The organism is Streptomyces sp. NPDC057616, assembly GCF_042800575.1.
Taxonomy (GTDB): Bacteria; Actinomycetota; Actinomycetes; order Streptomycetales; family Streptomycetaceae; genus Streptomyces.
Window position 1 is genome coordinate 88,331 of the sequence record NZ_JBHVGU010000031.1, and the last position, 17,882, is coordinate 106,212.

Sequence of the window (17,882 nt, forward strand, 5' to 3'; positions counted from 1 at the left end):
GGGGATGCTCAGGGGGGTTCAGGCGAGGGATCCGTACAGGCCGGGGCGGCGGTCCTCTAGGTACGGGTTCGCCTCGCGGGAGGCGGCGAGGAAGGCGGGGTCGGCGTCGGCGACGACGAGGTCCTCACCGCGTCCGGCGCGGGTGCGCGCGATCCCGTCGGGACCGGCCAGCGTGGAGAGGCCGACGAACTCGAACTCCCCTTCCCGGCCGACCCGGTTGACGTAGGCGACGTACATCTGGTTCTCGAAGGCGCGCACCGGGATCATCGACTCGGCGACGAACTGGAAGGGGTGCATCTGCGCCGTCGGCACGACGAGCAGGTCCGTGCCGGCCAGGGCGTGGGCGCGGACGTTCTCCGGGAACTCCACGTCGTAGCAGATCATGAGGCCGACGGTCAGCCCGTCCAGCTCCGCCTGGACGACCGGCTGCTCGCCCGGCGTGAAGTGGTCGCGCTCGAAGCAGCCGAAGAGGTGGGTCTTGCGGTAGTTCGCGAGGCGGTCGCCGGCGGCGGAGATCAGCTGGGCGGAGTTGAAGACCGTGCCGCCGTCGCGCTCCGGGTAGCCGTAGGCGATCGCGAGGCCGTGCCGGCTCGCGAGGTCGGCGACCGCGTCCGCGGAGTCGCCGTCGGCGGGCTCGGCGAGGCGGGCGATGTCGTCACCGATCGCGTACCCGGTCAGGAACATCTCCGGCGCGGCCAGCAGCGCGGCGCCCGCGGCGGCGGCACGGCCCGCGGCGGCGTCGAGGACCTTGAGGTTCTCGGCGACGGAGCCGGGGCGGCCGGAGCTCTGGAGCAGGGCGGTACGCATGCGTGTTCCTCACCGGTACGGGTGCGTGTGGGGGGCAACTAGACGGTACGGTCGCGCGCCCGGCACCGGCAAGAAGGAGCCGTTGCGCGCCGGTGAGCGGTTCGTTGCGTCCGCACCCGGCCCGGCGGCGATTCGTTGCGCGCCCGCGGGCGCGGGTCCGCTCCTCCTGGGGGCGCAGTGTGCGCGACCGGCCCCCGCCGGACGGCGGAGACGGGGTGCCGACCCGGGTGCGATGTGGTGGCGGGCCGGCGCCGGAACAGTGGTGACCGTCCGCTTCACCTGCAGAAAGGACCGTCATGCAGCGCCGTACGAAGATCGCCGTGCTCGGGGCCGTGCTCCTGCTCGCCACCGGGGCGACCGGCTCCGCCGTGGCGTACGGGACCGACAGCCACCCGCCGCGCGAGGCCGCCGCCCTCACCGGCACCGCGAAGCTGTACCGGGTCGCCGGGGACGACATCACCTTCACCTTCGACGCGCACCTGGCGGCGAAGGACCACGGCAACCCGCTCAAGGCCACCGGGACCTTCCGGTGGAGCCACTACGCGGCGAACGGGGAGGGCGGCTGGGCGAAGGCGAAGGTCGACTGCCTGGTCACGGGCGGCAAGGTGGCCGTCGTCTCGGGGGTCATCACCGACACGGACCTGGAGGGGGTCGAGGGGCACCGGGTGGGCATCAGCGTCCACGACACCGGCGGGATCGACCGGCTCGGCTACAGCTGGGCGGCGAGCGAGGACATGGGGCCCAAGGACCTGCCGAAGTGCATCAGCTCGGCGCCGTTCGAGAAGGTCAGGAAGGGCACCGGGGACTTCAAGGTCGTGCCCTGGCACCCGGACTTCTAGCAGGCCCGCCTTCTGGTCGCCCCCCCCTTCCGTCCGGCCTGGGTCAGAGCGCGCGCAGCCGTTCGACGATCTCCCGCAGCAGGTCGGGGTCGGCCGCCGGCCCGCCCGGTGCCGGCCGCGGCGCGTCGATGCGGACGAGGCCGGTCTCGGCCAGGTCGCCGAGCAGGACGCGCACGACGGTCAGGGGCAGGTCGGCGTCCGCGGCGAGCTCGACGACCGGCCGGGGACCGTAACGCAGCAGGGCGAGCAGCCGGGCGCCCGCGTGGTCGGCGGCGGACGGCGCGTCACCGTCGCGCAGGGCGATGACCTGCGACATCAGGTCGATCCGGTGGCCGTCGGAGGGGCGGGTGCGGCCCCGGGTGACGGTGTAGGGCCGCACCATCGCCCCGGTCTCGTCCTCGTACCAGTGCTCGTCGCTCACGGCAGGGTCGCCCGCGCCGAGACGTCCCCCGTCCCTTCGGTGCCGTGGCCCTCCTCGGCCAGCACCGTCGCCGGGAGCGAGACCACCGCCGTCGTCCCGCCGTACGGTGACGGGCCCAGCTCGACCTCGATGCCGTGCCGCGCGGCGAGCCGGCCGACGACGTACAGGCCGAGCCGATCGTGCCGGGTCGGGTCGAAGTCGTCGGGGGCGCTGATCGTCCGCTGCGCCTCCGCCAGATGGCCGGCGTCGAGGCCGAGCCCCCGGTCGTCGATCCGCAGCACGAAGGCGCCGCCCGTGCGGTCGGTGCGCATGGTCACCCGGGTGTCGGGCGGCGAGAACACCGTGGCGTTCTCGACGAGTTCGGCGATCAGGTGGACCACGTCGGCGACGGCGTCCGCCGCCACGCCCACCCGCACCATCGGCGGCACCTCGACCCGGGCGTAGGCCTCGATCTCGCCGACCGCGGAGGCGACGACGTCGGCGACGGGCACCGGGCGCCGCCATCTGCGGCCGGGTGCCGCGCCGGAGAGGACGATGAGGTTCTCGGCGTGCCGCCGCATCCGCGTGGTGAGGTGGTCGATGCGGAAGAGCTGCTCCAGGACGTCCGGGTCGCCGGTGCGCCGCTCCAGGGTGTCGACGAGCTTGAGCTGCCGGTGCACCAGCGACTGGTTGCGGCGGGCGATGTTGAGCAGCACCGCGGACAGGCCCCGGCGCAGGGCCGCCTGCTGCACGGCCGCCTCGACGGCGGCGAGCCGGGCGGTGTTGAAGGAGCGCCCCACGTCGCCGATCTCGTCGGTGCCCGCCTCCCCGTCCGCGAGCGGCGGCGCCTCGGCGACCGCGTCCACGTCCTCGCCCGCGCTCAACCGTGCCATCACGTCGGGCAGTTGGCGCGTGGCGAGCAGGTCGGCGGCGTCGCGCAGCCGCTCCAGGCGGCGCGAGATCCGGCGCGCTCCGCGCACCGCGAGCCACCACGACAGGGCCACGGCCGCGAGCCCGAACGCGCCGACGACGACGGCCTTGGTCAGCTCCCGGTAGGCGAACTGCCGTCCGCGCCCCGCGGAGTTCTCGGCGGACCGGGTGCACAGCTGCATGTAGCGCTTGACCACGCGGTCGGTGGTGGAGCGCCAGGTGTCGGCGGCGACGGCGTCGCCCGCCCCCGCCGCTCCGGCCCTGAGCAGGGCGTCCTCGCCGCCGACCAGCGCGCGATGCAGCGGCTCGCGCTGGAAGTCCTCGAACAGCGCCCGCGAGTCGCCCGGCAGGTCGGGCACGTACGTCCGCTCGAAGACCCGCCGGTCCTCGACCGTCGCCGTGAGGGTGTCGTACTGCCGGTCGGTGAGCGCCCCGGCGGCCCGCGCCCCGGCGACCAGCGCGTCCTCCCGGGACACGAACTCCCGCACCCGGACCAGCTCGACGACGACCTGCGCCTCCCGCGCGAGCTGTCCGGCCTGCAGTGCGGTGAGCGTCGACTGCACGTCGAAGCCGGGCGCCACCAGGGCGCTGTACTCGCTCACCGCCCGGTCCCAGGAGATGTCCCGGGACAGCACCCGCTCCCGCAGGCCCTCCAGCTTTCCGGCGGCCGCCACCATGGCGTCCAGCGCCTGCCGCTGCCGCGCGGTGAGCAGGTCCCGGTCGCCGTTCCTGACGGCGTCGCGCATGGCGTTCACGGCCCGGTCCGTGCGGCGCTGCTGCTCCATCAGGCCCACGATGGGGGGCGAGCGCCGGTCGGTGCCCAGGTAGGCGGCCGAGAGACGCCGTTCGATCTGGATCTGCCCGACGGCCGTGTCCACGGGGGTGCCGAACTCCTCGTAGACCCCCTGCACCCGCACGAGCGCGCGCAGTTCGCCGGTGACGGACACCATGGCGAAGCCCCACAGCACCAGGAGGGCGAGCACGGGAGCGAGCGCCAGTGCCACGATCCGGGAGCGGACCGTCCTCGGACGGCCGATGAGCCGGCGCATGCTCTCCCCCTGGAGTGTTACCCGCCAGTGTTACCCGTCGGTAGCGAATGCCGGACAACCTACGGGATGCCGCGCCGGGACCGCAATGGCCTCCCGAGCATCAGCAGCACCGCGGTGACGAGATACGGCACCGCGAACACCGCGAAGGCCGTGCTGTGCGCGGATCGCGACGCGACGGCCGCGTACAGGCCGTAGACCACGACCGTGGCGAGATCGCCGCCGAGCCCCGCCACCGAGGTCAGCGTGGCCCGGGCCGTGTCGTCCAGCCGCCGCTGGAGGCGCACATCGGCGAGCACGGTCGCCAGCTGGAAGCCGCCGAACGCGAGGGCCACGAGCCCGAGGGCGAGCGGTGTCCGCGCGGCGGCGCCCACGGCGAGCGCGAGTGCCGCACCGGTGAGCACCGCCGCGAGGCCCGCCGTGCCCAGCCGCGCGCACGGCCCGGCGAGCAGGCTTCCGGCGGTCGCCCCCGCCCAGATCAGCAGGAGCAGATACGGCACCGTCGCCTCGGCGACGCCGGTGTCGCGCACCAGCAGCGGGGTGTACTCGTCGAGCGCCTCCCACACGGCCCCGACCGCGGGCACCAGCAGGAGCGCGCCGCGCAGCGGGCGGTCTCGGCGCGCCTCGGCCAGGCCGTCCCGCAGCGTCGCGGCCCAGCCCCCGTCCTCGCTCCGTACCGCCTTGCGGTCCTCGGGGAACCGGGTGGCGGTCAGCGAACTCGCCAGACAGGCCAGGACACTTGCCGCGCCCACGGCCGGATAGCCGCCCCAGGCGAACACGGGACCGGCGAGCCCCATCGCCGCCATGACGGCGACCAGGCCCGCGGCCCGGGCCCGGCCCATGACGCGGGCGTACCGCCCGGCCGCGCCGAGCCGCGCCAGCTCCTCGTAGACCAGGGCCTCCAGGGCGCCGGAGCCGAGGGCGCCGCGCGCGCCCCACAGGAAGAAGCCGAGGGCGAACGCCCAGTACGACGGGGTGAGCACCCACAGGGCGAAGCCCACGGCGGTCAGCAGCGGGCCCAGCCACAGCAGCAGGCGCCGGGAGACGGCGTCGGCCCAGGCGCCGGAGGGCACTTCGAGCAGCACGCCGGTGAGCGACCAGACGGCGAAGAGCGAGGAGATCTGCCACAGGGACAGGCCGGTGTCGCTGAAGAGCAGCGCGTACACCGGGTAGAGCAGGACGAAGTCGTCGAGGAACGCGTAGCCGTACAGCGCGGCCGTGAGCCGGCGGACGCCGGCGGTGGTGGGCACGCGCGCAGGTGAGAGTGTCATGAGGCCTTCCCGAAGGGGCGGATCGGACGCCGGAGGTACGGCGTCCGAGGCGGTCCTCGGGAGGCACGGCTGGTGGATCAATGTCGCCAGGTCATGACACCGATGGTAGGCGGACCCGGCGCGGCCGGCCGGGGAATTACGGCCGGCAGGCGTTCTACGTCGGCGAACCCGACGAGAAGCGGCGCAGCAGCGGCGACAGCACCAGCACGGACTTGGTGCGCTCGACGAAGGGCTCCCCCGCGATGCGCTCCAGGACCCGCTCGAAGTGCCGCATGTCGGAGGCGAAGACCTGGACGACGGCGTCCGCGTCGCCGGTGACCGTGGAGGCGGCCACGACCTCCTGGTAGCGCTCCAGGCCCCGCCGGATGGTGTCCGGCGAGGTGTTGTGCCGGCAGTAGATCTCGACGAACCCCTCGGTCTCCCAGCCGAGGGCCCCCGGGTCCACCCGCACGGTGAAGCCGGTGATGGCCCCGGTGGCGCGCAGCCGGTCCACCCGCCGCTTCACGGCGGGGGCGGAGAGGCCCACGAGCTGCCCGATGTCCGCGAAGGAGCGGCGGGCGTCCTCGGCGAGGGCGTGCACGATGCGTTCGTCGAGATCGTTCAGCACTGCTGGTGGTTCACTTCTCTTCGGTCGCGAGGGCTTCTCGCGTGGCGAGGCGGGAGCGGCGGTGGCCGTATCCGAAGTACACCACGAGCCCGACCGCCATCCAGACCCCGAAGACCACCCAGGTGACGGCGGACAGGCTGCCCATCATCCAGACGCAGAAGGCGAAGCCCAGGGCCGGCAGGAGCGGCGACAGCGGGACGCGGAAGGTGCGGTTCATGGTCGGGCGGGTGCGGCGCAGCACCACCACGGCGACGTTGACCAGCGCGAAGGCGAAGAGGGTGCCGATGCTGGTGGCGTCGGCGAGCTGGCCGAGCGGGATCGCGGCGGCGAGGACGCCGCAGAACAGCGAGACGATGACCGTGTTGGCGCGCGGCGCGCCGGTCTTCGGGTGGACCCTCGCGAACACCTTGGGCACGAGCCCGTCCCGGGACATCGCGAAGAGGATGCGGGTCTGGCCGTAGAGGACGGTCAGCACGACGCTCGCGATGGCGACGACCGCGCAGGCGGCGAGCAGCGTGCCCCAGAAGGTCTGGCCGGTGACCTCGCGCATGATCTGGGCGAGCGCGGCCTCGGAGTCGGTGAACTGCCGCCAGGGCTTGGCGCCGACGGCGACCGCGGCGACCAGGACGTACAGCGCCGTCACGATGACCAGCGAGAGCATGATCGCGCGGGGCAGGTCGCGCTGCGCGTTCTTCGCCTCCTCACCGGCGGTGGAGGCGGCGTCGAAGCCGATGTACGAGAAGAAGAGCGTGGCGCCCGCCGCGCTGACCCCCGCCATGCCGAGCGGCATGAAGTGGGCGTAGTTGCCGGAGCGGAAGCCCTGGATGCCGATCGCGCAGAAGAGCACCAGTGCGGCGATCTTCACGCAGACCATGATCGTGTTGGCGCGGGCGGACTCCCGGGCGCCGCCCAGCAGGAACGCCATGGCCAGCAGGACCACGATCAGGGCGGGCAGGTTGAAGATGCCGCCGTCGCCGGGCGGCGCGGACAGCGCGTCCGGGATGGTGACGCCGATCGTGCCGTCGAGCAGCTCGTTGAGGTACTCGCCCCAGCCGACGGCCACGGCGGCCACCGAGACGCCGTACTCGAGGATCAGGCACCAGCCGCAGATCCAGGCGATCAGCTCGCCCAGGGTTGCGTATGCATACGAGTAGGAGGACCCGGCGACCGGGATCGTGCCCGCCAGTTCGGCGTACGACAGCGCGGAGAAGAGCGCCGTCAGGCCGGCTATCACGAAGGACAGGGTCACGGCCGGGCCGGCCTTCGGGACGGCCTCGCCGAGGACCACGAAGATGCCGGTGCCGAGGGTGGCACCGATGCTGATCATGGTGAGCTGCCAGAGCCCGAGGGAGCGACGCAGGGTCCCTCCCTCGCCCTGCCCGCCCTCCGCGACCAGGCGCTCCACCGGCTTGCGGCGCATGAGGCGCGCGGCCACCCCCGGGGACGGTGGGGCGGTGGTGGTGCGGTCGTGCGGGGGTGCGCCTTGGTCGAGCACGCGCTGACTCCTTCGTCACTGCGGTCAGGGCTGCGGGGACCGGCGGCGTCCCTGCGCGAGCAGGGACCCACCGAGCGGGGTCCCCGCCACGCCACGTACAGCGCATGACCCTACGGGGCCGCCCTTCACGGGCGTAATGCAGCAACCTTGCACGTGCGCGCAAGATCGTTGCGTTCCTCGCGGACGGCTCGCCCATTCGTTGTGCGCGGGCGGCCGGTCGCCTCACATCCAGCTGGCGTGCAGCGGCTTGCCCTCCGCGTAGCCCGCGGCGCTCTGGATGCCGACGACGGCCCGCTCGGCGAACTCGGCGAGGGAGTTGGCGCCCGCGTAGGTGCAGGAGGAGCGGACGCCGGCGATGATCGAGTCGATCAGGTCCTCGACGCCCGGACGGCCCGGGTCGAGGAACATCCGGGAGGTGGAGATGCCCTCCTCGAACAGCGCCTTGCGGGCGCGGTCGTACGACGACTCCTCGGACGTGCGGTTGCGGACCGCGCGTGCCGAGGCCATGCCGAACGACTCCTTGTACAGGCGGCCGCTGGCGTCCTGCTGGAGGTCGCCCGGGGACTCGTAGGTGCCCGCGAACCAGGAGCCGATCATCACGTTGGAGGCGCCGGCCGCCAGCGCCATGGCGACGTCGCGCGGGTGGCGCACCCCGCCGTCGGCCCAGACGTGCTTGCCGTACTTCCGCGCCTCGGCGGCGCACTCCAGGACGGCGGAGAACTGCGGCCGGCCGACGCCGGTCATCATGCGGGTCGTGCACATCGCGCCCGGGCCGACACCGACCTTGATGATGTCCGCGCCCGCCTCGATCAGGTCCCGCACGCCCTCCGCGGCGACGATGTTCCCGGCCACGATCGGGACGGCCGGGTCGAGCGCCCGCACTACGCGGATCGCGCTGATCATCGACTCCTGGTGGCCGTGCGCGGTGTCGATGACGAGCGTGTCCACGCCCGCGTCGAGCAGCTGCTTGGCCTTGCCGGCGACATCGCCGTTGATGCCCACGGCGGCGGCGATGCGCAGCTTGCCCTGTGCGTCGACGGCCGGGGTGTAGAGCGTGGCGCGCAGGGCGCCCTTGCGGGTGAGGATGCCGGCGAGGCGGCCGTCCGCGTCGACGGCGGGCGCGTAGCGCCGGTTGGCCGTGTCAAGGCGGTTGAAGGTCTCGCGGGGGTCGATGCCGGCGTCCAGGAGCAGCAGGTCCTTGGACATGACGACCTCGAGCTGCGTGAAGCGGTCGACGCCGGTCAGGTCCTGGTCGGTGACGACACCGACGGGCCGGCCGTCCTCGTCGACGACCACGCCGGCGTTGTGCGCGCGCTTGGGCAGCAGGGCCAGCGCGTCGGCGACGGTCTGGTGCGGGGTGAGGACGATCGGGGTGTCCAGCACGTGGTGGCGGCTCTTCACCCAGGCGACGACCTCGGTGACGACCTCGATCGGGATGTCCTGCGGGATGACCACGAGGCCGCCGCGCCGGGCCATCGTCTCGGCCATACGGCGGCCGGCGATGGCGGTCATGTTGGCGACGACCAGCGGGATCGTGGTGCCCGTGCCGTCCGGGGAGCTGAGGTCCACACCCTGCCGCGAGCCGACGGCGCTGCGGCTCGGGACCATGAAGACGTCGTCGTACGTCAGGTCGTACGCGGGCTGGATGTCGTTGAGGAAACGCACGTGCTGCACATCCCAGTCGATCAGAGGTGGCCCCCGGACAGGTCAGCCAGGGGGAAGAGCACGTACTTCATTGTCCCATGTCGGCTGGAATGCGATGCCCGGGCAGATCGTCCAGGCAGGTCAGGGGGCCCTTAGGAGGATCCTCCAAGGGCGAGGGCCACGGAGAGGGCGGGGGTTCGGTCGGCCGCCTCGGCGAAGACCTCCTGGGCGGTCTCCCACTCGTCGGGCCGCGCCTTGGCGTACGCGCGCCAGTCCCGCACGACGAGCAGCAGCCCCCGCTCCGCCGCGCCCTCGGGCCAGACCGTGCGGTCGCCGAGGCTGTCGGCGAGGGCGTCCCAGTTGCGGCCGAACCAGTCGGGCAGCCGCAGGGCACGCGCGCAGCGGTCCATCAGGCCCGCCTTGTCCGTGACCCCGTCGAGGTCGAGCGTGACGACGAGCTCCGTCATTGCGGCACCGCCTGAACGAGTCGTGGGGGGGGTCGGTCGTGGGGGGGCATCGGCGTGCCGGACCGGGCGCGGGGGACGAACCGCGGCACCCGGTGGGCGGCGCCACCGCGGCCGTCTCCCGCCCGACGCTCCGTCAGGGACCGTCCGGGTCGGCCCGGTTGAGGGCCGGCCTGGGCGCCGGGCCCGCCGCCATCAAGGCATCCGCGGCCGAGGTGTCCGTCACCAGACTGGTGACGAGACCCGACCGCAGCACCGCGTCGATCGCGCTCGCCTTGCGCGCGCCGCCCGCGATCGCGACGACCTCGGGGATGCGGCGCAGCTGGTCGGTCTTGACCGTGATACAGCGCTCTCCCAGGTCCCGGCCGATCCGGCGGCCCTCGGCGTTGAACAGGTGCGCGGACATCTCGGCAGCGACACCCAGCGAGGCGTAGTGCGCGCGCTCCTCGTCGCTCAGCATGTCGTGCACCGTCGAGATGCCCGGCTCCCAGGAGCCGATGGAGACGCAGGCGACCGTGACCTTGTCGAAGTACTCGAAGGCCCGGGCGATCCCGGTCTGGTTGCGCAGGGCGGCCGCGGTGGCGGCGTCCGGCAGCAGCATCGGCGCGTAGATGGGGTGGGCGTCGCCGCCCGACACCTGGGCGGCGCGGCGGACCGCCTCGACCGAGCCGCGCTCGGCGGTCCCGGCGTCGTACACGCCCGTCAGCTGCACCACCGTGCAGGGCGGCAGCCGGTCGAGGGCCGCGGCCATGTGGATGGTGGAGCGGCCCCAGGCGAGACCGAGCACGTCGCCCTCGCTCACCAGCTCGCCGAGCAGGTCGGCGGCCACCTCGCCGAGGTTCTCCGGGTCGGGCGTCTCCTCCGCCTCGGCCGGGGACTCGACCACGACCGCGTGCCGGAGGCCGTAGCGGGCGCGCAGCGCGTCCGAACGCTCGGCGTCCAGCTCTGCGGGGACACGGATCTCGATGCGTACGAGATCTCGTTCGAGCGCCGTCTCCAGGACCCGGGCCACCTTGAAGCGGCTGACGCCGAACTCCTCCGCGATCTGGATCTTCGATTTGCCCTCGAGGTAGAAGCGGCGGGCCATGGCCGCCGCCTGCACCAGCTCAGCGGGTCCCATCCGCACTGCTGACCGGCCCGCCGTCATACCCGACACGGCGATCTCCTCACTGCTGTTCACGCACTGGATTCGCCGTTCATCCTTGCAGATTCGGCGTACTTGATCCGCCCTGATGGGCGCCGTTCATGTAGCTGTTCACGTTCCTGTCGGTCAGTGGTCGCATGCCCAGGACGCCTTCGAGATCACGTCGTCCGCCTGGGTGCGCAGTGCACGGACCGCCTCGGCGGCGTCGTCGGCCCCGTAGACCGCCGATCCCGCCACGAAGACGTCCGCGCCGGCCTCGGCGCAGCGCTCGATGGTGGAGGCCGAGACACCTCCGTCGACCTGGAGCCAGAGCTCCAGGCCGTGCTTGCTGATCAACTCGCGGGTGCGCCGGATCTTCGGGAGCATGATGTCGAGGAACGCCTGCCCGCCGAAGCCCGGCTCCACCGTCATGATCAGCAGCATGTCGAGCTCGGGGAGCAGGTCCTCGTACGGCTCGATGGGCGTCGCGGGCCGGAGTCCCATGGACGCGCGGGCGCCCTTGGCCCGGATCTCCCGGGCGAGCCGCACCGGGGCGGTGGCCGCCTCGACGTGGAAGGTGACGGAGGAGGCCCCCGCTTCGACGTACTGAGGTGCCCACCGGTCGGGGGCCTCGATCATCAGATGGCAGTCCAGCGGGGTGTCCGTCGCACGGGCCAGGGACTCTACGACCGGCACGCCGAGCGTGAGGTTCGGGACGAAATGGTTGTCCATGACGTCGACATGGAGCCAGTCGGCTCCCTCGACCGCCTTCGCCTCGTCCGCGAGGCGGGCGAAGTCGGCGGACAGGATGCTGGGGTTGATCTGCGCGGCCATGACCCAAGCCTGCCATGTCCGGGCACGTTTGTTCGCGCCGGTCCAGACCTAAGCCGTTCAACGGATGTTGCCCGCGGGCGGCCCGTGCCATGCTGGGCCGCCGAGCGGCGCCGGAATTGTCTACGGGGGTAGCCATGAGGCAGCTCCAGACCTGGAAGCGGAACGCCATCCGGATCGTGTGCGGAAGGCGCTCGAAGTGGCTGATCGTGGCCCTGTGGCTGGTGATCCTGGTGATCGCCGCGCCGTTCGGGGCGAAACTCAGCGACGCCCAGGACAACGACGCCCAGTCGTGGCTGCCGGGTTCCGCCGAGTCCACCCAGGTGCTGAGCACCTCGCAGCATTTCCGGCCCGAGCAGATCCCCGCCGTCGTCGTCTACGCACGCGACGGCGGCCTCACGGTCCGGGACCGGGCGCAGATCGCCGAGGACGCCCGGCAGATCAGGGCCCTGCGCGCCCACGGCATCCGCGGCGCGGAGACCCGCGGTCCCGTCTACGACCGCCGGCTCGCCCCGCGCGCCGCCCAGATCTACGTGCCGATCACCATGGACGCGCAGGGGTGGCAGCGCATCGCGCCCGCGGTCGACTCCATCCGCGACCAGGTGGGCAAGGGCGGCGGTGGGCTCGCCGTGCACATCACCGGGCCCGGCGGCACGTCCGCGGACTTCTCCAAGGCCTTCGAGGGCATCGACTCGACCCTGCTGTTCTCCGCGATGGCCGTCGTCGTCGTGATGCTGCTGCTGACGTTCCGCAGTCCCACGCTGCTGTTCGTGCCGCTCCTCGGGGTGGTGGTGGCCCTGTTCACGGCGCAGGCACTGATCTATCTGCTCGCCAAACACGCCGGTCTGACGGTCAACGGGCAGAGCGCCGGCATCCTCACGGTGCTCGTGTTCGGCGCGGGCACGGACTACGCGCTGCTGCTCGTCGCCCGCTACCGGGAGGAGCTGCGCCGCCACGAGGACCGCCACGAGGCGATGGAACTCGCCATGAACCGTGCCGGTCCGGCGGTGCTGGCCTCCGGTCTGACGGTCGTGCTGAGCATGCTGGTGCTGCTGGTCGCCGAGATGAACTCGACGCGCGGCCTGGGCCCGGTGGCGGCCATCGGCGTGACGGTCGCCCTGCTGGCCATGCTCACGCTCTTCCCGGCCCTGCTGCTGATCTTCGGGCGCTGGATCTTCTGGCCGGCCGTCCCGCACCTCGGGTCCGCCGACCCGACCGAGCGGGGCGTCTGGGCCCGTATGGGCCACAACTTCGCCCGCCGCCCGCGCCTGGTCTGGAGCATCACGGCCGGTGTGCTGATCGTCCTGTCCCTGGGGCTGTTCCAGCTGCGCGCGGCGGGGATCGCCAACGCGGACGCCTTCACCAACACACCGGACTCGATCACCGGCCAGAAGGTGTCCGCGCGCTACTTCCCCGCGGGCACCGGCGATCCGCTCGTGATCGTCTCGAACAAGGCGCAGGCCGTGGAAGTGGGCCGCGCGGTCGCGGCCGATCGCGGGGTCGTGCCGCAGAGCATCGGCGTGCCGCCCGGCACGGCACCCGAGCACAACGGGCAGGTGCTGTTCGAGGCGACCATGCGTGCCCCGTCGGACAGCGACGCGGCGAAGGCGACCGTGGAGCGGGTGCGCGACGCGGTGCACGCGGTACCCGGGGCCGACGCCCAGGTCGGCGGGGGCACCGCCGCCCTGATCGACATGGAGAACGCCCAGACCCACGACAACTACCTGGTCATCCCGCTGGTCCTGGTCGTCGTGCTGCTGGTGCTCAGCGTCCTGCTGCGCGCGCTCGTGGCACCCCTGCTGCTCATCGCCACCGTGATGCTCTCCCTGGCCACCGCCCTGGGGCTGAGCGCGCTGGCCTTCCGCCATGTCTTCGACTACGCGGGCGAGGACGTGGCCTTCCCGCTGTTCGTCTTCGTCTTCCTGGTGGCCCTGGGCATCGACTACAACATCTTCCTGACCACACGCATCCGTGAGGAGGCCATCCGCCAGGGCACCCGCCCCGGAGTGGTCACCGGCCTCGCGGCGACCGGCGCGGTCATCACCTCGGCCGGACTGGTGCTCGCCGGCACGTTCGCCGCCCTCGGCACCCTGCCGATGGTGGGCTTCGCGGAGATCGGCTTCGCGGTGGCGCTGGGCGTGCTGCTGGACACCTTCATCGTCCGGTCGGTGCTGGTCACCTCGCTCTTCCTCGACGTCGGCAAGAAGGTGTGGTGGCCGCACCACCTGTCGCGGCAGGACGGCCCGGCCGCCGCCGCCCCGCCCGCTCAGGACCGGGTCAGCCAGTCCTCCGAATGAGCGCCAGGTACATGGCGTCGGTCCCGTGCAGATGCGGCCACAGCTGGACGTCGGGGCCCTCGCCGAGATCCGGCACGCCCGGCAGCAGCGGGCGCGCGTCGATGAGTTCGGCGTCGGGGTGCTGCTTGAGCAGGTCCTCGACGACGGCCCTGGTCTCGGCGAGGTGCGGCGAGCAGGTGGCGTAGCCGACGACACCTCCGACCCGTACGGCGTCCAGGGCGCTGCGCAGCAGGGCGCGCTGCAGCGGTGCGAACCCGTCCAGGTCCTCGGGACGGCGCCGCCAGCGGGCCTCGGGCCGCCTGCGCAGCGCGCCGAGCCCGGTGCAGGGCACGTCCATCAGCACACGGTCGAAGGAGCCGGGCTGCCACGGCGGCCGCGTCCCGTCGGAGGCGATGACCTGGTAGGGCCCGGGGTTGCCCGCCAGCGCCTTGGCGACCAGGCCCGCGCGGTGCGGCTGCTTCTCGGCGGCGAGGAGGACGGCACCGCGCTCGGCGGCGAGCGCCGCGAGCAGCGCGGCCTTGCCGCCGGGCCCGGCGCACCCGTCGAGCCACCGCTCGTCGCGTCCCTCGACGGGCGCTGCGGCGAGCGCGAGGGCCACCAGCTGGCTGCCCTCGTCCTGCACGCCGGCCCGGCCGTCCCGTACCGCCTCGATGGCCCCGGGTTCGCCGCCCTCGGTCAGCCGCACCGCGTACGGCGACCAGCGGCCCGGCACGGCGGCCTCCTCGCCGAGCAGTTCCTCGGTGGTGGACCGCCCGGGCCGCGCGACGAGGGTGACCTCGGGCCGTTCGTTGTCCGCCGCCAGCAGCTCCTCGATGGCGGCCCGGCCGCCGCCGAGGGAGTCCCACAGCGCGGAGACGACCCAGCGCGGGTGCGAGTGGACGACGGCGAGATGGTCCTCGGGGTCCTTGTCGTAGGGCGGTGCCACGCGCTCGATCCAGGTGTCGAGATCGGCCTGCGCGACCTTGCGCAGCACGGCGTTGACGAACTTCGCCCGCCCGTCGCCGAGCACGACCCGGGCGAGCTCGACGGTGGCGGACACGGCGGCATGGGTCGGGATGCGCGTCCCGAGCAGCTGATGGGTCCCCAGGCTCAGCACGTCCAGGACCGGCGGGTCGACCTCGCGCAGCGGCCGGTCCACACAGGCGGAGATGACCGCGTCGTACGTCCCCTGCCGCCGCAGCGTCCCGTACACCAGCTCGGTCGCGAGCGCCGCGTCCCGCGCGTCGAAGTCGTCCTTCTCCCGGGCCTTGCGCAGCAGCGGCGGCAGCACGAGGTTGGCGTAGGCGTCCCGCTCGTCCACGGCCCTCAGCGCGTCGAAGGCGAGGATGCGGACGGGGTCTTTCTTCGGCCGCCGGTAGGGCTTGCCGGGCCTGCGCGGCCCACGGGAGGTGTCGCTCACGAAAAAGGTGCTCCGGATGTCTGGGAGAGGTACGCACCAAGCCTACGTCGCGCCCGTACCGCCGCCGCCCGGAACGTCGCCCCGGCCAGGGCCTGCCCGGCAGGCCCTAGCCGCCGAGCGCCTCCCCGTCCTCGATGCGCGCGCCGCGCGCCCAGTCCGCCGCCCGCATCGGCTTCTTGCCCTGGGCCTGCACCCACAGCAGCTCGACGGCGTACGAACCGGTCCCGGCGTGCACGCTGTTCTTGCCGACGGCCAGCTGCGCCGGGGCGAGGTCGGTACGGTCCGGCACGGGCGCGACCTGAATGAGCTTCAGGCGCTCGCCGCGGAAGGTGGTCCAGGCGCCGGGGGCCGGCGTGCAACCGCGCACCACCCGGTCGACCCGGAGCGCCGGGGTGGACCAGTCGACCCCGGCGTCCTCGACGGTGATCTTCGGCGCCAGGCTGACGCCGTCGGCGGGCTGCGGCACCGCCTTCAGCTTGCCGTCCTCGATGCCGTCCATGGTGGCGGCGAGCAGTCCCGCGCCGGCGAAGGCGAGGCGGGTCAGCAGGTCGCCGCTGGTGTCGGTGGGCCGGATCGCCTCGGTGACGGTGCCGTAGACGGGACCGGAGTCGAGCCCCTCCTCGATGAGGAAGGTGGAGGCGCCCGTCATCTCGTCGCCGGCCATGATCGCGGCCTGCACGGGCGCGGCGCCGCGCCAGGCCGGCAGCAGCGAGAAGTGCAGGTTGACCCAGCCGTGGGCGGGAATGTCGAGGGCGACGCGGGGCAGCAGGGCGCCGTAGGCGACGACGGGGCAGCAGTCGGGGGCGATCTCCCGCAGCCGCTCCAGGAAGTCGGGATCCCGCGGCTTGAGGGGCTTCAGCACCTCGATGCCGGCCTCCTGGGCCCGCTGCGCCACGGGGGACGCGATCAGCCTGCGGCCCCGGCCGGCCGGTGCGTCGGGCCGCGTGACGACGGCGGCGACCTCGTGCCGCTCGGAGGCGATGAGAGCGTCCAGGGCGGGAACGGCGACCTCGGGGGTACCTGCGAAGACGAGCTTCATGGGTGGGCGGGGCCTCTCGGGCTGGGGCTGTTGCGGCGACGTACAAGTCTATGACCCCGGCCTCGCGGCACCGCGTCCACGTGCGCGGACGCCACGGGTTCCGCCGGGGTCCGCGGCGCGCGGCCACCCCTGGGGGCGTATGCATATGCCCCTACGCCCCCTGAGCGTGACCCCCGGAGCAAAAACACGTTGGTCAAGTGAGAGTTGACCACATCGGGCCGCGACCGCGCGGCCCGGATCCGTTTTCAACGCCGGTTCGAGAGGCTTGTTCATGGCCGACCACGCAACCCACGACGCCCAGGCTCGGGCCAGCCTGCACTTGCTGGTGCGGGACATCGAGCGGGTCCGCCGGCAGGTGGACGCACTGCGCACCCTCACCGCCCAGTTGGGCAACGTCTACCGCCCGCGCCGCTCCGGTCCCTCCACGGGCTTCGTCGTCTACGGACGCGCCCCCGCCCCGACGGTGCGCCTCGCCCAGGAGTTGCGGGACAGCGTCGAGACCCTGGTCACGGCGGCGGTCGACTTCGACCGCTCCCTCGGCTTCTCGTGGGACGCGGTGGGTTCCGCGCTCGGGGTCACCAAGCAGGCGGTGCACCGCCGTTACGGCGCCCGTCGCGCCGCGACCCAGGCGGCCGCCGAGACCGAGCGGACGGCCGAGCCGGCAGCGCCCCGCCCGGTCGGCGTCAACACCGGCGTGCAGGCGATGCCGACGGTTCCCGCCGCCCGCTCCATGCCGACCCAGCCGACGGCCGGCAGCCCCTCCCTCCGCGACGAGGTCAGGCCGACGGCCTTCCCCGGCCCGCGCAACGGCTGAGCCGCCTTCCACCGCCTTCCTGCCCTCCCGGCGTGAACCGGGAGGGCAGACGTATGCGGGTGCACGGGAGTGCCCGGCGCCCGCAGCGCGTCCTCACCGGCGCGCAGGTCGGAGCGCATGGCCCAGCCGTCCAGCAGCAGCGCCGCCGCGTATCCGCCCTCGGCGACCGGCTCGGCCCCCGGCGTGCTCACGACCAGCGCGGGCGCGCCCGGCACGGTGTCCCGCACATGCTCGCGTCCGGAGGTCCGCACCGGCACGGCGCGGCCGTCTCACCCGATGTCCGGCGGATCGATCCGTACCCGGACCGCCGCCTCCCCCGGCCCCCGCGCCATCCGTGCCGCCTGCGCGGCCTTGAGCGCCGCGGCCAGGGCGGCACCGCTGCCCGGTGGGACGCGGACCAGGGCCCGCTCCCAGTGCTCGCCCGGAGGCGGCGCCCCCGGCCGGCGTGGACCGCCCGTGCGGGTGACCGGCAGCGGCACCGGGCCCAGCACCTCGGCCTCGCGCGGCAGTTCGGCCGTGCCGAGGAACTCGGCGATCGCCTCCGCGGGGCCGGACACCGCCGCCATCCGCGACACCGGCGGGAAGCCGAGCTCGGCGCGCTCGGCGAGCTCGCGCACCGCGTGGCCGACGGGGTCCCACCGCACCAGCGCCTGCACCGGCCGCAGCGTCGGCTCGGCGACGACGACCACGGTGCCCCCGGCGCCCTGCGGCCGGACGAGTGCGGCGGCCGCGATCCAGCGCCGCAGCGCGTCCTCACCGGCGCGCAGGTCAGGGCGCCCGAGCATGGCCCAGCCGTCCAGCAGCAGCGCCGCCGCGTATCCGCCCTCGGCGACCGGCTCGGCCCCCGGCGTGCTCACGACCAGCGCGGGCGCGCCC

Annotated in this window: 15 protein-coding genes and 1 pseudogene; 3 read left to right on the top strand and 13 right to left on the bottom strand. The window is 73.5% G+C overall.

All coding sequences use genetic code 11. From position 1 onward, the window contains the following. Nucleotides 1–18 precede the first annotated feature (18 nt). Entirely contained in the window at nucleotides 19–807 is a 789-nt protein-coding gene (locus tag ACFU97_RS32755) for a carbon-nitrogen hydrolase family protein (RefSeq protein ID WP_384264021.1), read from the bottom strand. A gap of 296 nt (nucleotides 808–1,103) precedes the next feature. On the opposite strand from ACFU97_RS32755, the gene ACFU97_RS32760 reads away from it, so the two are divergent. Beyond that, nucleotides 1,104–1,646: a hypothetical protein gene (locus ACFU97_RS32760; protein ID WP_384264022.1), complete on the top strand. Its 543-nt coding sequence runs from the start codon at nucleotides 1,104–1,106 to the stop codon at nucleotides 1,644–1,646. Nucleotides 1,647–1,689: 43 nt separating this feature from the next. Here ACFU97_RS32760 and ACFU97_RS32765 read toward each other — a convergent pair whose 3' ends face one another. The 9 genes from ACFU97_RS32765 to rpe all read right to left on the bottom strand — a co-directional run bounded on the left by ACFU97_RS32765 (nucleotide 1,690) and on the right by rpe (nucleotide 11,460). Continuing rightward, nucleotides 1,690–2,067, bottom strand: a complete 378-nt coding sequence (locus tag ACFU97_RS32765) for a DUF742 domain-containing protein (protein WP_384264023.1) — start codon at nucleotides 2,065–2,067, stop codon at nucleotides 1,690–1,692. Continuing rightward, the gene (locus ACFU97_RS32770) at nucleotides 2,064–4,025 is read right to left on the bottom strand and encodes a nitrate- and nitrite sensing domain-containing protein (RefSeq protein WP_384264024.1); all 1,962 of its coding nucleotides are present in this window, start codon (nucleotides 4,023–4,025) and stop codon (nucleotides 2,064–2,066) included. Before ACFU97_RS32770 ends, ACFU97_RS32765 begins: the two co-directional genes overlap by 4 nt. Before the next feature lie 59 nt (nucleotides 4,026–4,084). After that, nucleotides 4,085–5,293 (bottom strand): MFS transporter, encoded by a 1,209-nt coding sequence (locus tag ACFU97_RS32775; RefSeq protein ID WP_384264025.1) that lies wholly within the window; start codon nucleotides 5,291–5,293, stop codon nucleotides 4,085–4,087. 154 nt (nucleotides 5,294–5,447) lie between these two features. Next, nucleotides 5,448–5,900: an Lrp/AsnC family transcriptional regulator gene (locus ACFU97_RS32780; RefSeq protein WP_384264026.1), complete on the bottom strand. Its 453-nt coding sequence runs from the start codon at nucleotides 5,898–5,900 to the stop codon at nucleotides 5,448–5,450. A 10-nt stretch (nucleotides 5,901–5,910) separates the two neighbouring features. Continuing rightward, a complete protein-coding gene (locus tag ACFU97_RS32785; protein WP_384264027.1) occupies nucleotides 5,911–7,395 on the bottom strand; it encodes an amino acid permease in 1,485 nt (494 codons plus the stop codon). 222 nt (nucleotides 7,396–7,617) lie between these two features. Further along, a complete protein-coding gene (locus ACFU97_RS32790) occupies nucleotides 7,618–9,060 on the bottom strand; it encodes a GuaB1 family IMP dehydrogenase-related protein (protein WP_384264057.1) in 1,443 nt (480 codons plus the stop codon). Between the two features lie 131 nt (nucleotides 9,061–9,191). Further along, on the bottom strand, nucleotides 9,192–9,506 hold the full coding sequence (locus tag ACFU97_RS32795) for a barstar family protein (protein ID WP_384264028.1): 315 nt from the start codon (nucleotides 9,504–9,506) through the stop codon (nucleotides 9,192–9,194). A 133-nt stretch (nucleotides 9,507–9,639) separates the two neighbouring features. Continuing rightward, complete coding sequence (locus ACFU97_RS32800) at nucleotides 9,640–10,683, bottom strand: sugar-binding transcriptional regulator (protein WP_384264029.1); 1,044 nt, start codon at nucleotides 10,681–10,683, stop codon at nucleotides 9,640–9,642. 90 nt (nucleotides 10,684–10,773) lie between these two features. After that, entirely contained in the window at nucleotides 10,774–11,460 is a 687-nt protein-coding gene (rpe, locus tag ACFU97_RS32805) for a ribulose-phosphate 3-epimerase (protein WP_384264030.1), read from the bottom strand. A gap of 134 nt (nucleotides 11,461–11,594) precedes the next feature. On the opposite strand from rpe, the gene ACFU97_RS32810 reads away from it, so the two are divergent. Beyond that, nucleotides 11,595–13,754, top strand: coding sequence for an MMPL family transporter (locus ACFU97_RS32810; RefSeq protein WP_384264032.1), 2,160 nt, complete (start codon nucleotides 11,595–11,597; stop codon nucleotides 13,752–13,754). On the opposite strand, the gene ACFU97_RS32815 is transcribed toward ACFU97_RS32810, so the two are convergent. Together ACFU97_RS32815 and fmt are read right to left on the bottom strand one after the other, a co-directional pair. Then, nucleotides 13,735–15,153, bottom strand: coding sequence for an RsmB/NOP family class I SAM-dependent RNA methyltransferase (locus tag ACFU97_RS32815; protein ID WP_384264033.1), 1,419 nt, complete (start codon nucleotides 15,151–15,153; stop codon nucleotides 13,735–13,737). The two genes, ACFU97_RS32810 and ACFU97_RS32815, sit on opposite strands and share 20 nt — an antisense overlap. Before the next feature lie 106 nt (nucleotides 15,154–15,259). Continuing rightward, complete coding sequence (gene fmt, locus ACFU97_RS32820; RefSeq protein WP_384264034.1) at nucleotides 15,260–16,192, bottom strand: methionyl-tRNA formyltransferase; 933 nt, start codon at nucleotides 16,190–16,192, stop codon at nucleotides 15,260–15,262. Between the two features lie 271 nt (nucleotides 16,193–16,463). Here fmt and ACFU97_RS32825 point away from each other — a divergent pair, with 271 nt between their 5' ends. Further along, nucleotides 16,464–17,006 carry a hypothetical protein gene (locus tag ACFU97_RS32825; RefSeq protein WP_384264036.1) on the top strand — a complete coding sequence of 181 codons (543 nt, stop codon included), beginning with the start codon at nucleotides 16,464–16,466 and terminating at the stop codon, nucleotides 17,004–17,006. A 269-nt stretch (nucleotides 17,007–17,275) separates the two neighbouring features. Here ACFU97_RS32825 and ACFU97_RS32830 read toward each other — a convergent pair. Next, a pseudogene (locus ACFU97_RS32830) lies at nucleotides 17,276–17,882 on the bottom strand (primosome assembly protein PriA); the annotation flags it as partial.

Excerpts from the sequence above, each read along its gene's own strand:
- ACFU97_RS32760 (WP_384264022.1), top strand. The coding sequence starts at position 1,104 with ATGCAGCGCCGTACGAAGATCGCCGTGCTCGGGGCCGTGCTCCTGCTC.
- fmt (WP_384264034.1), bottom strand. The coding sequence starts at position 16,192 with ATGAAGCTCGTCTTCGCAGGTACCCCCGAGGTCGCCGTTCCCGCCCTG.
- ACFU97_RS32755 (WP_384264021.1), bottom strand. The coding sequence starts at position 807 with ATGCGTACCGCCCTGCTCCAGAGCTCCGGCCGCCCCGGCTCCGTCGCC.
- ACFU97_RS32795 (WP_384264028.1), bottom strand. The coding sequence starts at position 9,506 with ATGACGGAGCTCGTCGTCACGCTCGACCTCGACGGGGTCACGGACAAG.
- ACFU97_RS32810 (WP_384264032.1), top strand. The coding sequence starts at position 11,595 with ATGAGGCAGCTCCAGACCTGGAAGCGGAACGCCATCCGGATCGTGTGC.
- ACFU97_RS32825 (WP_384264036.1), top strand. The coding sequence starts at position 16,464 with ATGGCCGACCACGCAACCCACGACGCCCAGGCTCGGGCCAGCCTGCAC.
- ACFU97_RS32775 (WP_384264025.1), bottom strand. The coding sequence starts at position 5,293 with ATGACACTCTCACCTGCGCGCGTGCCCACCACCGCCGGCGTCCGCCGG.
- ACFU97_RS32770 (WP_384264024.1), bottom strand. The coding sequence starts at position 4,025 with ATGCGCCGGCTCATCGGCCGTCCGAGGACGGTCCGCTCCCGGATCGTG.
- rpe (WP_384264030.1), bottom strand. The coding sequence starts at position 11,460 with ATGGCCGCGCAGATCAACCCCAGCATCCTGTCCGCCGACTTCGCCCGC.